The sequence below is a fragment of the Synechocystis sp. IPPAS B-1465 genome (assembly GCF_003015225.1).
Classification (GTDB): Bacteria; Cyanobacteriota; Cyanobacteriia; order Cyanobacteriales; family Microcystaceae; genus Synechocystis.
Map to the genome: position 1 here is coordinate 1,210,188 of NZ_CP028094.1, position 16,730 is coordinate 1,226,917.

22 protein-coding genes are annotated in these 16,730 nt (G+C 47.8%); 8 read left to right on the plus strand and 14 right to left on the minus strand.

Going from position 1 to position 16,730, the window contains the following annotated elements; all coding sequences use genetic code 11:
- Positions 1–30 precede the first annotated feature (30 nt).
- A complete protein-coding gene (locus C7I86_RS05660; RefSeq protein WP_020861646.1) occupies positions 31–255 on the plus strand; it encodes a UPF0175 family protein in 225 nt (74 codons plus the stop codon).
- A 12-nt stretch (positions 256–267) separates the two neighbouring features.
- Here the strand turns inward: C7I86_RS05660 and C7I86_RS05665 are convergent, their stop codons facing one another.
- Positions 268–1,050 (minus strand): Rpn family recombination-promoting nuclease/putative transposase, encoded by a 783-nt coding sequence (locus C7I86_RS05665; protein WP_010872295.1) that lies wholly within the window; start codon positions 1,048–1,050, stop codon positions 268–270.
- A gap of 188 nt (positions 1,051–1,238) precedes the next feature.
- On the opposite strand from C7I86_RS05665, the gene C7I86_RS05670 reads away from it, so the two are divergent.
- Complete coding sequence (locus tag C7I86_RS05670; protein ID WP_020861647.1) at positions 1,239–1,988, plus strand: hypothetical protein; 750 nt, start codon at positions 1,239–1,241, stop codon at positions 1,986–1,988.
- A 159-nt stretch (positions 1,989–2,147) separates the two neighbouring features.
- A complete protein-coding gene (locus C7I86_RS05675) occupies positions 2,148–2,426 on the plus strand; it encodes a hypothetical protein (protein ID WP_020861648.1) in 279 nt (92 codons plus the stop codon).
- On the opposite strand, the gene C7I86_RS18725 is transcribed toward C7I86_RS05675, so the two are convergent.
- Positions 2,399–2,557 (minus strand): hypothetical protein, encoded by a 159-nt coding sequence (locus C7I86_RS18725; RefSeq protein WP_158299073.1) that lies wholly within the window; start codon positions 2,555–2,557, stop codon positions 2,399–2,401. The two genes, C7I86_RS05675 and C7I86_RS18725, sit on opposite strands and share 28 nt — an antisense overlap.
- Positions 2,558–2,817: 260 nt before the next feature.
- On the opposite strand from C7I86_RS18725, the gene C7I86_RS05680 reads away from it, so the two are divergent.
- The gene (locus C7I86_RS05680; protein ID WP_010872297.1) at positions 2,818–3,567 is read left to right on the plus strand and encodes an NYN domain-containing protein; all 750 of its coding nucleotides are present in this window, start codon (positions 2,818–2,820) and stop codon (positions 3,565–3,567) included.
- A gap of 229 nt (positions 3,568–3,796) precedes the next feature.
- Here C7I86_RS05680 and C7I86_RS05685 read toward each other — a convergent pair whose 3' ends face one another.
- Complete coding sequence (locus tag C7I86_RS05685) at positions 3,797–4,033, minus strand: CDGSH iron-sulfur domain-containing protein (protein WP_020861649.1); 237 nt, start codon at positions 4,031–4,033, stop codon at positions 3,797–3,799.
- A 49-nt stretch (positions 4,034–4,082) separates the two neighbouring features.
- On the minus strand, positions 4,083–4,781 hold the full coding sequence (locus C7I86_RS05690) for a pirin family protein (protein WP_010872298.1): 699 nt from the start codon (positions 4,779–4,781) through the stop codon (positions 4,083–4,085).
- 129 nt (positions 4,782–4,910) lie between these two features.
- Between C7I86_RS05690 and C7I86_RS05695 the strand changes: the two genes are divergently transcribed.
- Positions 4,911–5,798, plus strand: a complete 888-nt coding sequence (locus C7I86_RS05695; RefSeq protein WP_010872299.1) for a LysR family transcriptional regulator — start codon at positions 4,911–4,913, stop codon at positions 5,796–5,798.
- Here C7I86_RS05695 and C7I86_RS05700 read toward each other — a convergent pair.
- The 8 genes from C7I86_RS05700 to C7I86_RS05730 all read right to left on the minus strand — a co-directional run bounded on the left by C7I86_RS05700 (position 5,786) and on the right by C7I86_RS05730 (position 13,276).
- Entirely contained in the window at positions 5,786–8,254 is a 2,469-nt protein-coding gene (locus C7I86_RS05700; protein ID WP_010872300.1) for an endonuclease MutS2, read from the minus strand. The two genes, C7I86_RS05695 and C7I86_RS05700, sit on opposite strands and share 13 nt — an antisense overlap.
- A gap of 29 nt (positions 8,255–8,283) precedes the next feature.
- Positions 8,284–9,048: a PP2C family serine/threonine-protein phosphatase gene (locus tag C7I86_RS05705; protein ID WP_010872301.1), complete on the minus strand. Its 765-nt coding sequence runs from the start codon at positions 9,046–9,048 to the stop codon at positions 8,284–8,286.
- Between the two features lie 54 nt (positions 9,049–9,102).
- Complete coding sequence (locus tag C7I86_RS05710) at positions 9,103–10,860, minus strand: AarF/ABC1/UbiB kinase family protein (protein ID WP_010872302.1); 1,758 nt, start codon at positions 10,858–10,860, stop codon at positions 9,103–9,105.
- A gap of 59 nt (positions 10,861–10,919) precedes the next feature.
- On the minus strand, positions 10,920–11,102 hold the full coding sequence (locus C7I86_RS05715) for a hypothetical protein (RefSeq protein ID WP_020861650.1): 183 nt from the start codon (positions 11,100–11,102) through the stop codon (positions 10,920–10,922).
- 137 nt (positions 11,103–11,239) lie between these two features.
- A complete protein-coding gene (locus C7I86_RS05720) occupies positions 11,240–11,557 on the minus strand; it encodes a DUF6825 family protein (protein WP_010872303.1) in 318 nt (105 codons plus the stop codon).
- A gap of 9 nt (positions 11,558–11,566) precedes the next feature.
- Positions 11,567–11,839: a hypothetical protein gene (locus C7I86_RS05725; RefSeq protein WP_010872304.1), complete on the minus strand. Its 273-nt coding sequence runs from the start codon at positions 11,837–11,839 to the stop codon at positions 11,567–11,569.
- Positions 11,840–11,884: 45 nt separating this feature from the next.
- A complete protein-coding gene (locus tag C7I86_RS18920; RefSeq protein WP_010872305.1) occupies positions 11,885–12,061 on the minus strand; it encodes a hypothetical protein in 177 nt (58 codons plus the stop codon).
- Positions 12,062–12,295: 234 nt separating this feature from the next.
- Positions 12,296–13,276: an ABC transporter permease gene (locus tag C7I86_RS05730; protein WP_010872306.1), complete on the minus strand. Its 981-nt coding sequence runs from the start codon at positions 13,274–13,276 to the stop codon at positions 12,296–12,298.
- A 130-nt stretch (positions 13,277–13,406) separates the two neighbouring features.
- Here C7I86_RS05730 and C7I86_RS05735 point away from each other — a divergent pair, with 130 nt between their 5' ends.
- Both C7I86_RS05735 and C7I86_RS05740 read left to right on the plus strand, forming a co-directional pair.
- On the plus strand, positions 13,407–14,471 hold the full coding sequence (locus C7I86_RS05735; RefSeq protein WP_010872307.1) for a D-alanine--D-alanine ligase family protein: 1,065 nt from the start codon (positions 13,407–13,409) through the stop codon (positions 14,469–14,471).
- An 86-nt stretch (positions 14,472–14,557) separates the two neighbouring features.
- Entirely contained in the window at positions 14,558–15,196 is a 639-nt protein-coding gene (locus C7I86_RS05740; protein ID WP_010872308.1) for an exopolysaccharide biosynthesis protein, read from the plus strand.
- 119 nt (positions 15,197–15,315) lie between these two features.
- Here C7I86_RS05740 and clpS read toward each other — a convergent pair whose 3' ends face one another.
- Entirely contained in the window at positions 15,316–15,612 is a 297-nt protein-coding gene (gene clpS, locus C7I86_RS05745; protein WP_010872309.1) for an ATP-dependent Clp protease adapter ClpS, read from the minus strand.
- Positions 15,613–15,719: 107 nt separating this feature from the next.
- On the opposite strand from clpS, the gene C7I86_RS05750 reads away from it, so the two are divergent.
- Positions 15,720–16,193 carry a hydrogenase maturation protease gene (locus C7I86_RS05750; protein WP_010872310.1) on the plus strand — a complete coding sequence of 158 codons (474 nt, stop codon included), beginning with the start codon at positions 15,720–15,722 and terminating at the stop codon, positions 16,191–16,193.
- 27 nt (positions 16,194–16,220) lie between these two features.
- On the opposite strand, the gene rpsF is transcribed toward C7I86_RS05750, so the two are convergent.
- Positions 16,221–16,562 (minus strand): 30S ribosomal protein S6, encoded by a 342-nt coding sequence (gene rpsF, locus C7I86_RS05755; protein ID WP_010872311.1) that lies wholly within the window; start codon positions 16,560–16,562, stop codon positions 16,221–16,223.
- Between the last annotated feature and the right edge of the window lie 168 nt (positions 16,563–16,730).

Here is a 16,730-nt window from a genome sequence, read left to right on the forward strand (position 1 = left end):
AAAATGGGCTTGTTATCGAGAAATTAAGCTGTGAGCGTTATTGTCCCTGAAGATATTTTGACGGCAACCCCCATGACTGAAGCTGAAATGCGCCAGGAAATTGCCATTATGCTTTTTCAGAGAGAAAAATTGACCCTGGCCGAAGCCAGTCGCTTTGCGGAGATGCATAGAGTTCCATTCCACCATCAACTTTCTAGGTTCCCCATTGAAAAGGCGATCGCCAAAAGATCAGTCAAGTCATATTCCGGCGAATGACCATTTCAGCCCTTAATTATTTTGGTTAGCAACGAATTTATTAACCAGTTCAACATCAATATCTAACTCCTTGGCAATTTCGGCAATTGTAAGACCTAATTTCTTCAACAGGGGTATGGTTTCTAGTTTCGCCTCCAGCCTACCTTCTAGTTTGCCGGCAATTTTACCCTCCTCTAAAATTTCTTGATAGACAGCGGATTCTTTCATAATTTCACTCCTTAAAATTGTCTTGATCAGCTCAGGGGCCAACAGAATCCCTCCAAAAACAGAGGTTGCTGCCATGAGATTTGCCTTAACCCGATTATCCTCAATCTGTTCCAATGCAGTCGCCACTTCCCTCAATTTTAATGTAGGGTCAGAGGTCTGCGTCAATACCGCTAGGGGTAATAACCCTGGACTTTGGAGAAATGTCTCCGATGGTTGCTCCCAAAGCCGAATCGCTTGATAACGGTGTAAAGTCTCCCCCACCTGAAAACTATCCTGATAAACTAAATCATTGTTACTACGTTTCAGGTAGATGACAAATTGGTGCATAGTCTTCTGGGGGAAACGACGATAAACCCTTACCCGATAGTCCAACATCCGAAAGCCCATGGTGGGGTCAGGCTCCGTTTGGAATTCCAGATGCAACACCAAGTCTTCCGATTGCTCCAAAATCAGGGAGTCAGCCCGAATTGGCTCCAGGGAAAGTTCCGTCGGACTCAGCTTAGTCAATTTAATGGGTCGTCCCAGTAACCAGGCGGCATAGTCTTCGGAAAAGGATTCGGCCAGAAATTTGCACAGATTGTCAAACATACCCGAATTTTACGATCGCCAATGGTTGGAACGAATTAAACTAGCAAGTAAACAAAGTTCTTATTTTCCCCATCTTGACCAAGTCAGATAGAGGAGTTAGTTATTTAAGTCCAATTTGGATAATTGTTACTAAATTTAATGTTTAACCACCAATAATTATAGTACAAAAATGACTTGAGATGATAACTATGAATTTTAAACTGGAACAAGCGTTGGCTATGGTATTTATCATCGCCCCGCCCCTGGCGAGCACCAACCATCTATTAGCTAGTTCACCCAGTTATTATCCCCCAGCACAAACCCTGGTAGCCCAAGGTAATCAAGCAGAAATGGCCTATGCACAAATGGATCAATCCATGACCAATGCCATGGGGGAAATTGTGCCCTTTTTGACACTGCTTAGTGAGATGGAAAACGTCCAAACTGATGAGCAATTACTGGCGTTGGCCCAACAGCTATATCCCATGGCTAATCGTATTACTAATAACTTTAGCCAAGCTTATCAAGCGGGGGAAGTGCTGTTACCAATGTTGCCAGCCGGTTCCATGGAGACTCAATATTTGAGCACAGTGGTTGCCATTAACGGTTTAGGGTCTCTGGCTTTTTCCCCTTGGCAAGAAATTCTTGGCCAGATTCAACAGGCCTATCAGGCAGAAAATACCGCCATCCTACAAGCGGCGATCGCCAAAGTACCACCAGCCATTAACAAATTAGCTGAGTTTGGGGGACAGCTCCAGTCCGTATTTCAGCAGGGGCAACAAATCCAAGCATCCCAAGCTTCAGCTTCTTCTAACATGTCTCCAGAGTATTATCAGCGGATGTCTGACATCTACCGCATGGGTCATGAAACTAGCATGGGAATTTTGAACAATATACGCTCTGATGGTGAATGGCATTACAACTATAGTACCGGCAGAGATGAATACCAGTATTACTAAAGGTGGATAAACCAGTCCCCAGCAGTAAATTTTTGCCGAGCATCAAGTTTTGATAGCGCTCAGGAAATACCTTGGCCATAGAACTCGTTGGACGTCCTTCCACTAGATGAGGTCATTCCATAGAAAGTGCTTGAAGAGTTTTAGGCAAGCCTTTGAAGGATGAGATGGCGTTGCCAACATCCCACGGGGTTAGCTAGCAGAGCGTCAGAGAAAACTCACTACTTCAACACCAAAGGAAAAACCCTCAACCTTGCTTGCGGGGAATTTGGGGAATTTAATGATGGTTGCCCCTTGTGTGCCGCTTGGAGTTTATCTGTCATGGCGATCGCCAAAAGTTTTTGCCAGTTACTGGTGGGAGGCAAAGTTAAAGCCCGTCTTTCTGTGAAGTCTATATTTGATGGCACCGTGGATTACCACCGTGCATTGGGGATGTTGTAGGCGATCGCCGAATCATCGACGCATTCCGCCAGAAATACTGCCCCAAAACCACCAGTACCCAGTAAAGACTGCAGGACATACCGCCCGCCTAGGCACTTTTGCTCTAAACTTCTCCAGGACGACAAAAACATAGGCTTTCAGTGTAAACAGGCAAAGGTACTATGTAAAACTATGCCCTCCTGAAGACCATCATAGGTTCGCCCACCAAAAGCGAATATAAAGATTAGTAAAGAAAATTACTTTGCCAACCCCAACATCCGGCGATAATGCAAGCTTCAGCGAAAAGCAAGAGATTCTAGAAGAGATTAGAGCAATTTCAAGATAATTCCATTAATTGCTTGACTATTATTAGAGTTAGAATTCTTAGTTAATCGTCCCTTTTTGGAGAAGTATGCCGCAATCGGAATCAAACATTGCCCTGCTAATTGATGCGGATAATGCCCCAGCGTCCAAAATTGAGGCGATCGTATCGGAAATTGCCAAATATGGAGTAGCCAATATTCGTAAAGCCTATGGCAATTGGAAAAGCCCTAACCTAAAAGCCTGGGAAGAATGTTTACATGAGTATGCCATTCGTCCCGTGCAACAGTTTGATTACACCAAGGGTAAAAATGCCACCGATGCCGCCATGATTATTGATGCCATGGATTTGCTCTACACCCAACGGTTGGACGCCTTTGCCATTGTGTCAAGTGATTGTGACTTTACCCCTTTAGTAATGCGGATTTTGACCAATGGACTAAAAGTTTATGGCTTTGGGGAGAAAAAAACTCCCTTGCCTTTTGTCTATGCTTGTTCGACATTTTTATACTTGGAAAGTATTGATCAAATTGAAAACTCTGAAGGGGCGACCCAAAGTTCCACTAGTGTTAAGAAAACTGGGAAGGAATTGAAACAAGACGCAAAATTAATTAGTTTACTTAGGAGTGCCATTTCCAGCACCATTGACGACGATGGCTGGTCAAGCTTAGCTGAAATTGGCGGCCACATCAAAAACCAAGCATCCTTTGATTCCCGCAACTACGGCTATGCCAAGCTAAGTAGTTTATTTGAGGCGATTGATTTGTTTGAAATTGAGCGTAAAAACAGGGCAATTTACGTTAGGAATAGACAAAAAAAGTCCGCCACATCTAAGTCCTAGTTCTGGGCTGCACTATAGCTGAAAGATTTCAATACTCTACTAGAACGAAACTAGCTGCAGTTCTCAATCTAGGCCTATAAAAATTGGCCAGTATAGCCGGTATTCGGATAGCCACAATTACTTAATAGGGTACATCTTCTACTGGCAAAGTTAATTACAATAGCAGAAGATGCACCAACGAATTTAGTGGCTATGGCTTTTTATCTGTTTATCTGTCATTGATAAATTGCTAAAGTTTGGCGTGGGCACCATCACAGAAGGGGGGATTATCGGTGTGCTTACAAAGACACAGGGCTACCTTTTGTGATTTCTCTAGGGTGAACTTTTGTGGGGTAAACCCCGTACCTTTATGTTTGCCATCACAGAAAGGTTGGTTGGTGGAATTGCCGCAGGCACACCAATAATAGTCTCCGGCTTCAAGCTCCATAACCATGGGTTTTGTATCGGCAATGGTTGGTTCAGTCATTATTTTCTCCTCTCAGGATATTGGTAAAAATTGGGTAAAATCGACAACACTAAGGTAGGTCAAATAGTAGAAATTCCGTTGCTTCCCCCTGGCCGGTACAGGTGATGGCTTGCTCTTCGTTAATGCCTGCTCCGTCTCCGGTTTTCAGGGTTTTTCCATTCAATGTCAGATTGCCTCGGATAATCTGTAGCCAGGCTCTACGGTTAGATAGGCTGTAGCTGACTGTTTCCCCTTGCCCCAGAACGGAAGCATAAATGCAAGCATCTTGGTGGATAGTAACGGAACCATTCCGACCATCGGGGGATGCCACTAGCCTTAATTGTCCCTGTTTGTCTTCCGGGGAGAAAAACTTTTGCTCATAACTGGGTTCTACCCCAAATTGATTGGGAGTGATCCAAATTTGCAACAGATGAACGGGTTGATCGGGGGAGGGATTAAATTCGCTGTGGAGGATGCCGGTGCCCGCACTCATGCGTTGCACATCCCCAGGACGAATAATTGAACCATTGCCGATACTATCTTTGTGTTCCAGTTCTCCCTCCAGGACGTAGGTGACAATTTCCATATCTTTGTGACCATGGGTGGCAAAACCCTGACCAGGGGCAATGTAGTCTTCATTAATGACCCGCAGATTGGAGAAATTCATGTGGGCGGGGTCATAGTAATGGGAAAAGGAAAAGCTGAAATAACTATCTAGCCAGTCGAGTTTGCCATGACCCCGGGCTTCGGAGGGGCGGAGTGTGATCATGATGACCTCCGTTATTTTTGTCGGTTGAGGTTTGTGACCTTGGTTCCCATTCTAGTTTGCATCCCCAATAAAGACAATATAGTATTTTAAGCACAGATTGCATCCAAAATAGGGACAATAGGAATATCAATGGACAAACTTGAAAGTATTTACGCCTTTACCCAAGTTGTGCGGGAGGGCAGTTTTGCGGCGGCGGCGCGGAAAATGAATCTGGGGCGATCAACGGTGAATAAGATGGTGATTGCCCTAGAAAATGAGCTTAAAGTACAGCTTCTCCACCGCAGTACCCGTAAAGTGACCCCCACCCCCACAGGGATAGCCTTTTATGAAAAATCGGTGCAAATTTTGGCAGATTTAGAGGAAGCAGAATTGTCAGTGTCCCAACTCCATGGGGAACCGAAGGGTCTGTTGCGAGTTAATGCACCCATGACCTTTGGCACCATGTACATTGCGCCGCTGGTGGCGAAGTTTATGGCTTTACATTCCCAAGTGGAAGTGCAGTTAACTCTGGAGGATCGATTTGTGGACGCGATCGCCGAGGGTTACGATTTATTGATTCGCATTGCCCAACCGCTGGAATCGGCTAGTTTGATCTGTCAACCTTTATTTCAGACTAAGTTACTACTCTGTGCGTCACCGGAATATTTAGCTGTACGGGGAATGCCCCAAGCTCTCGAGGATTTACAGCGCCACAATTGCTTACTTTATGGTTATTCCAGTGGGGGGAGTCAGTGGCAATTTCTCGGTCAAGCAGGGGAAAAAGTTATATCTGTTAGTGGCAATTTTTGCTCCAATAATGGGGAAGCTTTGGCGATCGCCGTGGCCCAGGGTTTGGGGATTGCGTTATTGCCCCAATTTATTGTCCAACCCTATTTAGAGGCAGGAAAAATGCAAATCATCTTGCCGGACTATTGCCTACGGGAATTAACTGTTTCCCTGATTTATCCGGTTAACCGCCACCTGGCCACTAAAGTTAAACTCTTTACGGAGTTTCTCCAAGACCATTACCGCAAATAAGCAATGGTTACCCCAGCTCCCCCGTCATTTTGGGGCGCTAGGGCATAACTTTTTACCAAGGGATGGTGGGACAAATATTCCTGCACTCCTTGGCGTAATTTTCCCGTACCTTTGCCATGGATAATCCATAACACCCCGGCATCTAAAGCTTGATTAAGGGCTTTTTCCAAGCGGGATTCGGCCCGCTCTAGGCGATCGCCGCGGCAGTCCAACGTATTTTTTTCTGTCCGCACTAGCACCGGCGGGGATTTAGCTTCAGTTGCTGGAGGCTCGGCTTTAACTTTTTTCGGCACAGGTTCCGACTTAGGAGGCGGCTCCACCTTTTTGCCGTTTAGGGATTCAATGTCCGCCATGGGCACCGTCATTTTCATCAAACCTAGGGTGACGTTAACAGTTTGGGCAGTGGCATTGACCTGGGTCACTTCGGCGGTTTGGCCAAAACTAGGAATACGAATACGTTCCCCCACTGTGGGCTGGTAACCAATTGGTTTAGGGGCAACTTTTGCTTTTTGTTCAGCCTGAATCTGTCCGAGAATCTCCGTCGCCTGCTGAGCCTTTTGAGCGCTAGGTTTACCCCGTTGCAGTTGGCGGATAACTTTGGCAATTTCTTCCTTGGCGGCGGCGATCGCCTGTTGCACTTCCTGGTCTTGATAAGACTTTAATTCCCTTTCCCTCGCCTGCAGACTGGCCGCTTTTTGGGAAACCTGTTGGTAAAAAATTTCCGTTTCCTGGAGTAGCTTTTGTGCATTGGCTGCCTTTTGTTCCTGTTCCCGTCGCTGACTCTCCAACCCCGCAATGACTTGGTTAATGTCTTCGGAAAAACCGCCTAATTTATCCTTAGCCTGTTCAACTATGGCTAGGGGCAAACCTAAACGTTGGGCGATCGCCAGGGCGTTGGAACGGCCAGGAATCCCCCAAAGCAAACGGTAGGTGGGGCTGAGACTTTGGTCATCAAATTCCACTGAGGCATTTTCAAACCGGGCATCCTGGTATTTCAGCGCCTTCAATTCCCCATAATGGGTGGTGGCCACCGTTAAACAGGGCTGGTCTGCTAAATGACGCAATAGGGCGATCGCCAGGGCACTACCCTCGGTAGGATCGGTGCCGGCCCCTACTTCGTCCAGCAAGACTAAAGATGGAAAAATTGGATGGTTGGGAGAATCAATTTCCGGGTCCAATACATCCTGAACTCCAGAGGGCAAAGCCTGCAAAATGCGGATAATGCGGCAAATATGCCCCGAAAAGGTGGAAAGATTTTGTTGTAAAGACTGTTCATCGCCAATATCCGCTAATATCTGGGCAAACCAGGGCATTTCCACTGTTTCCTTAGCAGGAATGTATAACCCCACTTTGGCCATCAAGGCCACCAAACCCAGAGTTTTGAGGGTAACGGTTTTGCCGCCCGTATTGGGTCCAGTAATGGCAATGACTCGAATTTGAGAATCAATGGTTAACGTGATGGGAACCACAGCGGGCCCCCCTTCTTTTTCTGCCTGCCAATGGAGCAGGGGATGGCGCAATTGTCGTAACGTAATCGGCTTTTCATCTCCTGGGGTCAACCATTGGGGAGGATGGGCCCCCAACCAAAAGCTATAGCGTACTCTGGCCGTGGCCAAATCCAAGCGGGTGGCGATCGCCAACAGATGTTCCAAATCCAGCAGAACTTCTAAAACTTGATCACTCAGTTGTCGCAGAATCCGTTCTTCTTCCGTTTGCTCCTGACGACGGGCTTGCCGCAGTTTATTGCCCAATTCCACAATGGCTTGGGGCTCCACATACAGGGTGTTACCACTGGCGGAACTATCATGGACAATGCCGGGCATCTGTTCTTTGTAACCCGCTTTGATGGGTAAAACAAATCTGTCCCCCCGTTGGGTAATTACTGCTTCCTGGAGGGCATTGCTTTGGCGTTGAATGATTTTTTGTAGCTTTTGCTGGATTTGCTCCCGTACAGCCTTTAATTTTTGGCGAATTTCCCCCAATTTGGGGCTAGCCCGCTCGGCCACTTTGCCATCTTCCCCTAGGCAATGGTGGATGGCCTGTTCCAATTCCGGTAGGGTTCTTACTTCCGCCACCAAGGTTTGCAAAATTTCCAGGTCATCCCGTTCTTCGATGACCCGCCGCAATCTCCTTACCCCTGCTAACGTGCCGGCGATCGCCAACAGTTCCAGCCCCGTAACCAAACCGCCCCGTTCTACCCGGGCCAAAGGTTCAGTAATGTCGGCAATACCTTTAAAATGCCAATTACTTTCCGGAGAATTTTCAATCGATTCCACCGCCTGGGTTTGGGCTAGCAATTCCCGACTTTCTTCCCACTGGGAAGGGGGCAATAAGTAGCGGGCGGCGATCGCCCCTAAGGGAGTTTGGGTAAAAGTGGACAAATGCTGACAAAGCCTGGGCCACTCCAACAGGGCCAAGGTCTCTTCCGCAATGGTTAAATTGGTGGAATCACTCACTCTTTATGTCTTCGCGCATACTAAATCTATTAACTGTCCTGGTTATCCTCAGAAAAATCCACAAGCACTATGGTGATGTTGTCCGAGCCGCCGGCATTTTTGGCTTCTTCAATTAATTGGACAGCCTGATCATCACAATTCCCCTGACCAGTGAGGATTTTTTCAATTAAATTATCGGGCACTTCCTCCGTTAAGCCATCGCTACACATCATAAAGGTGTCTCCCGGTTGGGCATCTAGAGCTTCCACCTCGATAAAATTCAAATCCTGCCGCCCCAAACATTGAAACAGCACATGGCGCCAGGGGTGGACCTTAGCCTGGGCCGGGTCAATGTCCCCCATTTTCAAGGCCCTGGCCACCCAGGTATGGTCCTCCGTCACCCGCTCCAATTGCTGATTTCGTAAACGATATAGGCGAGAATCCCCCACATGGGCCCGCCAAGCACCATCTTCCCGAAAGGCGATTAACACTGCGGTGGTACCCATATCCCGCCGTTCCAGGTTAATTTTTTGATCCTCAAGAATACCTTCATTGGCATCCATTAGTGCATCCCTCAGCAATTGTTCCGAGGTAATCTCCGATTGCCAGTAGGTGTCCAGGTAATCCCGTACCCTTTCCACTGCAATCCGACTGGCCTCTTCTCCTCCGGCGTGCCCCCCCATACCATCGGCGACAATGTAAAATCGTCCCTCTGGATCAAGGTAAAAACTATCCTGATTGTACTGACGAACTAGACCGGGATCCGTCTTTCCCGTGGAACTACAACTAACAACTGATAAATTCACTTCTGTCACAGGCCTTAGAAAATTGGGTTAGTTTTTAGTGGGCAGAGAGAGAGTGCTTGTCTTTTAAAACATCCGGTCCTGTCTTTCCAAACGTTTTAATAATCGCCAGAGGGCAAAGGCTGGCACCAATGACATTAATAATACAACCGCCGCCGCCATAAAATAATTATTTACAAACAATAGCGTGGCTGATAGGACCAAAGCACAGGTAAATAAAACATAGTTGGTGCCCATTTGCATAGTACCCATCCGTCGCAAAAGTCGATCAGTTTCCGTTGATCTAACCCGAACTCGGATATCTCCCCGGTCTAAACGGTCAAGGCTGTCTTCAATGCGCCGGGGTAGCCCCAAGGCACTATTACCCACCTGCACCGCCTGGCGACCTAGTTCATCCATAATGTTACCGGCGGGGTTAAAACCATTGGAATTGTTCATAATTTGTAAAGCGAAGGGTTGGGCCACAGCCATGAAATTGAAATCCGGATCTAACCCTTTTCCCACCCCCTCCAGGGTCGAAAAAGCCCGCATCACAAAGGTAAAAGTTGCCGGAAAACGGAAAGGTTGATCGTAGGCAATCTCGTAAAGGTCGTCACTAATTTTGGTAATGGACTGTTCTTCAAAGGGTTTATCCATGAAGTTATCCAACAAAAATTGCACCGATCGCCGGATAGGGCCCATATCTTCCGTTTCCTTCAGGGCTCCCAGGGCCACCAGGGAATTGACAATGCGCTCGGCATTTTTTTCCGCTACCCCGAATAGGGTATCCATGAGTTTATTTTTCGTGTCCGGGGTAATTTCCCCCATCATGCCAAAGTCATAGAAAATTAATTCCCCTGCTTCCGGGCTGACGGCCAAATTACCAGGGTGGGGATCGGCATGGAAAAAGCCATGGTTCAGCAGTTGGAACAAGTATGCTCGGGCCCCCAGTTGGGCCAACTCTTTTCGTTCTAACCCCGCCGCTTCTAGGGCATCGTAGTGGCTGATTTTAATGCCGGGCAAATATTCCAACGTCAAAATTTGGGTGGAGGTGTAGCGCCAATAAACCCGGGGCACCTTAACCCAATCTTCCCCCCGGAAGTTACGCCGAAAGGTATCGGCACTGCGTCCTTCCCGGAGATAATCCGTTTCCTGCCAGAGGATTTTGCAACATTCCTCGTAAATGCCGTTCCAGTCCCGGCCCCGGCCCCATTTGGGATGGTTTTGGAAATATTGGGCAATTTTTTTCAGGATGGCCAGGTCAATGGTAAACAGTTTTTTTAACCCTGGCCGTTGCACTTTCACCACCACATCTTCGCCGGTGTGCAACTGAGCTTTGTGCACTTGGCCCAAGCTAGCTGCTGCTAAAGGGACGGGGTCAAAACTACGATACAGTTTGGCGATCGGTTTACCTAATTCCTCTTCAATGATGCCGGCGGCCTGTTCGTAGCTAAAGGCGGGCACCTCATCTTGAAGCTTGGACAGTTCCTCCACATATTCCGCTGGAAACAAATCGGAACGGGTGGAAAATAACTGTCCCACTTTAATGAAGGTAGGACCAAGGCTAAGCAAATTTTCTCGAATCCATTTGGCTTGACGCCGCCGCCGTTGCTGGAGTTTTTCTTCCGTGTAACCTCCGGCATAGCTCCACTTTTTGCCGTTTAACCAGAATTGGTACAGCAATGTCAACACAAAGCCCCAAATATCGATGCGCCGCCGGGTGATGGAATAGTTACCCCGATTCCAGCGATACCGACCCTCCGCTTCTAGGGGCGATCGCCGTTGGGGGGGCAGAGATTCAGAATAGGAATTTGTGGGCTCAAGCTTAGTGGATAGGGCAGACACACTGATACAAAGAAAGGACTAAAGGAAATAATACGGAATGGGAAGATAGGGAATTAAATTTATGAAGTAGGGGTTTCTTCGTGTTTTTTTTCAGGATGGACATTAGGGATTACATAGGTGCGACCGCTGATAGCCTCTCTTCTTTTTGTGTCTTCGTACATTGCCTGTAAATCGTGGTTAAAAGACTTAGAGTAAGCACGACGAAGTTTATGAATTTTTTCAACGATTTCATCCTTAAACATGGCTAGTCTCCTAAAAGTTCATAGGGCGTAAACAGTATCGGTAATTTGAATCCAAAATCAAACTCTGACTAGGTCTAGCAGTTAGATATTCAAAAATACTGGTTTTTAGGTAAACAGTTTCAGCCATGAAAGTTCGGTTAACCCTGGTTATCCCGGTAGTTTTTCAACTCGGATTTGAGGCTAGCAATTTCTGCCCGCAGTTTATCCAATGTTTCCTGCAACTCATCCGCACTAACCGGGCCATCCACCGTGGCGATCGCCGCCCCCTCCTGGGTGACATCATTGGCCGCGCGGGATTGCACCTCGGCAATGAATTGACGTAGGTTTTCCCGTTGTTCCGCATCAAACTTGCCCAACTCACTCAGGGCATTGGTTACGCCGTCTTCTACCTTTTCGCTGAGGACTTCGGCAAAGGCGCGGCCGAGAAAAAAGGCCTGGAGGACTTGGTTTTGCATGGACTTTTTTTATGGTTGCATTTGTAAAGAATTATAACGTGCCCCACCATGATTCTCATCCTCCCCCTGGGAATCTAAATTCCAGCCGGCTTGGGGAGGGAAACTTTGCTCAGAACGGAACAGACCACCACTGTCCTGGGGCTCCGTGGGCACCGACGGGTCTGCCACTACCCTGGGGGGAGCCGACCGTAGAGCCATGCCAAAGCCCATGCCCGCCGCCAACATAATGCCCGCTGTGAACACAAGAGTTTGTCCCAGGGGATGGGGAGCTAAAATGCGCATACGTATGAAGTTAACTGTTTGCTAACTGTAGAATAAAAGGCCAGCCTAGGCATCGGGGAAGGTATTTTCAAAATCTTCGATCAAGTCGTCTAATTCCGCCAGAGCTTGGGAAACGTCCAGGGAAAGGATGCCCAGGTTAGGTTGCTCCGCCAGGTCTTCGAGGAATTTACGCTTTTGTTTGATGGTCAGGATGCGTTCTTGCAACGTGGTTTTATCCAGCATGGTGATTAAGGAAAATTAGGAGTTCACTTTTGAGTTATAGCCCTTTTCAGCCGGGCTAACAATGGCACAATCTACAACGCCAGCAAAATTTTAAGGGTTTGCTTAACCGGGAGTTTGGCCATCAAGAAGGCAAATTAATGGACTCGAAGACTCAGTCCATCGAATGTCTGACCATCACCAAGGGCCTCTTCGGTAGACATAATGGGAATTTCTAATCATGGCAACGCTTCTCCATTACCAACGAATGCGGGGGTCCACCAGTTGGTAAATCAAATCCGCCAAACTACTGAAAAAGACAATTAAAACGGCATAAAGAAAAGTGACCGCCATCACCACGGGGGTGTCACTGCGATAAATGGATTCAATTAACAAAGCTCCAATGCCTGGTACTCGGAAAACCTGCTCAGTTACTAAAGCTCCGGTGAAAATGGTGGGTACATCCAGGGCAATAAGGGTGATTAGGGGCAAAGAAGCATTTTTTAAAAGATGGTTTTTCAACATTCCCCAGGTGCCTAAACCTTTGGCATAGGCGGTGCGAATGTAATTTTGGGGCAACTCTTCCAACGCGGCGGAACGGACAAAGCGTAGAATTACCGCCGATTGATAGAACACTAACACCCCCACTGGCATCAATAGTTGACGGATTTGGGTTCCCAAACTAGCCATGCTATCCACCGTCAGAGTGCTGTCGTAAATGAAGGGTAACCACCTCAACTGCACACTAAAAATTAGGATGAACAGTAACCCGGTCAAAAAAGTGGGCAGGGAAAAGCCCATTAAACTGATGCCACTGATTAACGGTTCCCACCACCGTCCCCGGTACAATGCCGCTGTCACTCCCAAAGGAATGGCGATCGCCAAACTGATCAGGTAGGCCGTGCCCATTAACCACAACGTTGTCGGTAGCCTTTGACCAATCAAATCAATTACGGGACTACGGCTGGTGAAGGAATAACCCAAATCCCCCTGCAAAAGACTCCATAACCATTTTAGGTAACGGATGGGTAACGCTTGGTCCAGCCCCAAACTGCGGCGCAAATTGTCCCGCACTTCCTGGGAAATGGAGGGGTTAGTGGCCAATTCCCCCAAAGGATTGCCCGGGGCGAGGGCTAACAAACTAAAAATCACTAAACTAATGCCCAACAAGGTGATGACGGCGATCGCCAAACGTTTACAGATCAGGCCAACGGCAGGGGGCAAGGGGGACATGGGCATAGATAACAGTGGGACGCACCAAGGCAATTAAGCACAAAAAGGGGAATTTTTTCTGTAACTGACAGCTTAAACTTTTGTGATAGGCTATGCGAGATAAACCGATCTAAGCTTAATTTTTCAGGGGATTGCCATGCGTGTGGGGCTGTTATTTGGTGGGTGTTCTGGGGAGCATGAAGTCTCGATCAAATCCGCCCAGGCGATCGCCAAAGCATTGGCCAGCGACGATAACCAAACCAAATATCAAGTAAGCCCTTTTTATATTCAAAAAAATGGCGTTTGGCTGGGGCCAGACGTTTCTCAACAGGTTTTGGACCAGGGAGTTCCCTGGGGGGATCAGCCCGTTACGGCCGGACAACGGTGGCAGTTTCCCCCCGAAGCGGCCCGAATGGAGGTGTGGTTTCCCATTTTGCACGGCCCCAACGGTGAAGATGGCACAGTGCAGGGGTTATTTAGTTTGATGCAAGTGCCCTATGTGGGCAGTGGCGTGCTGGGTTCCTGTGTGGGCATGGATAAATTGGCGATGAAAATGGTCTTTGAACGGGCAGGGTTGCCCCAGGTCAATTACATGGGGGTAGAACGGGGGGAAATTTGGTCTAATCCCTGTGTTTTTCCGGCTTTGTGCGAAAAAATTGAAGCCCAGGTGGGCTATCCCTGTTTCGTTAAACCGGCCAACTTAGGCTCCTCCGTGGGCATTGCCAAAGTGCGGAACCGTAGTGAATTGGAAGCAGCCCTAGACAACGCCGCCAGTTACGATCGCCGCATCATTGTCGAAGCGGGTTTAACGGATATTAGGGAAGTGGAATGTGCGGTGCTGGGCAACGAAAATCCCCAAGCTTCCGTGGTGGGGGAAATCACCTACGACAGCGACTTTTACGATTACGAAACCAAATACACCGATGGCCGCTCCCAAATGCATATCCCCGCCAACTTACCTAAAGCTGTGGTGAACCAGATCCAGACCATGGCCATTCAAGCTTTTAAAGCTGTGGATGCGGCGGGCTTAGGACGATTGGACTTTTTCTATCAACCGACTACGGGGCAGATTGTCATCAACGAAATTAACACCCTGCCTGGTTTCACCGCCTTTAGTATGTATCCCGAACTGTGGCGAGCTTCTGGGGTAGAATTTCCTAGCTTAGTGGATCGATTATTACAGTTGGCATTGGACTACCATGGCCGTCCCGGTCACCAATAAGTGCTTGCTGGTGATCCATCGGAATCACCGATAATCTCCGCTGAAACGCTAAATTTTTCACTCCCAAGGCTTTATTCCCTATCCATATGGCCCGTTTGTCCCAGGAATTGCAGGATTATTTCTTTAAGGAAGACCGTGGCCCGACGGTGAACCTGGCCCAGGTTTTGGCGATCGCCAAGGAGAAAATTTTTGGCATTGTTCTAGTAATTCTTTCCCTCCCTTCGGCTTTACCGATCCCGGCCCCCGGTTATTCCACCCCCTTTGGCGTACTAATTTTTCTGGTGGCAATTCAATTGATGGCTGGTCGTCAGGAGCTCTGGTTACCCCTCTCCTGGCAAAGCAAAACCATTAAAACCAGCAAGGCCCAAGGCATTGTCAAAGCTGGTTTACCCTGGTTGAAAAGACTAGAGGCGATCGCCCACCCCCGCTTCCCCCTCGTTTGTCAAAGTCGCCTGGGCAAAATTCTCATGGGTATTACCGTTGGCTCCATGGCCATTTCCATGATGATTCCCATTCCTGGCACCAACACCCTGCCGGCCATGAGTATTTTCATCACTGGTTTTGGTCTCCAGGAGGATGATGGCTTAATTACCGGAGCAGGGATGATTTTTTCCGTTTTAATTGGCGTCCTGATGGTTTCTGTGATTTACGTTTTCTTCAACGGCGGTATTACCATCATTGACATTCTTAAAGATTGGCTCAAAGTCCAGTTTGGCGGGGCTTAAATCCTTAATCTGAGAGTTTTTTGTCTAGTCTTGCTTCAAAAGAGTTGTTGTCCAAACCTTTAGTAAACCGGGTAAACTCTTGCGGGTTTTACTGGCTAAGCCTATTTTCCAGATACGTTTTAAGCCTTTTCTAGGGGAGCCATGGTCAAACCTTCCCGCCGTAGTTGTTGATGGTACAATTCCGCCTGCTCCTGGGGCCCCACCCAAACAATGGCTAAGCCGTCGAAGTGGACTTGATTAGTTAATTCCCAAGCCCGATCGCCGGTCATGCCGGGGATGTATTTAAGCAAGCAATCGGACACATGCTGAAACGTGTTGAAATCGTCGTTGAGGACAATTACTTTAAAGTTGGGATAGGTTTTGCGGACTGTGCTAGTTAGGCGATCGGGGGTGCTGGTGGCGGCGTTGCTAATCACGACAGTAATCCGGTTGCTTGAAGACTATAGCCAAATTTTATCCCGATACCCTAATCGAGTTTTAGTAGGTTTCCCCTAAATTACCCCAGCTGGTTAACGAAAATTGAATGCCAGGCCAATCCACCAAGTCCACTTTAATCATCGGTTACGGCAATACCCTGCGGGGGGACGACGGCGTGGGGCGTTACCTAGCGGAAGAAATTGCTCAGCAAAACTGGCCCCATTGTGGAGTTATTTCCACCCATCAACTCACCCCAGAATTGGCCGAGGCGATCGCCGCTGTGGACCGGGTAATTTTCATTGATGCCCAACTGCAGGAATCAGCAAACGAACCATCGGTGGAAGTTGTGGCCTTAAAAACCCTGGAACCCAACGAACTGTCAGGGGATTTGGGGCACCGGGGTAATCCCAGGGAACTCTTGACCCTGGCTAAAATTCTCTACGGCGTTGAGGTAAAGGCTTGGTGGGTGTTGATTCCGGCCTTCACCTTTGATTATGGAGAGAAATTGTCTCCCCTGACCGCCCGGGCCCAAGCCGAAGCCTTAGCCCAGATCCGCCCCTTGGTATTGGGGGAGAGATAAAGCCAAGGGAAACTCAAAATTGAAAAGTTAGGCTTCTACGGCCACAGCTTTAGCTTTTTTCTCTTTTTCAGGCTTTTCGGGGGTGAGCTTAATGCTCAAAAAGCGCATCACATTATCGTTAAGACGCATATCCCGTTCAATTAAAGCAATCTGCTGGCCTTCACCGTTGAAGTTGAACAAAACATAAATGCCATCGTTAAAGCGACGGATTTGGTAAGCTAGACGGCGTTTACCCCAAACCTTCACCGATACTTCTTCGGCGGCATTGTTGGTCAAAAATTCTTGGTATTTGGTAACTTCTTGGCTAACCCGTTCTTCATTCAGGTCGGGACGGAGAATTACCATCAGTTCGTAACTATTCACAAGCACATGACTCCTTATGGACTTTAGGGCTTAAACTCAGGCAGGCGCAGCAACCATCATCGTCTGGGCTAGTTCAGTTGCCATGGAAGACACTGTTATTCGCTAAAACCATGACTAGCTGACACCAAAGTTTGAGTAAAAGCAAGGATCTTTTATCATACTCGTTAGGGTGGC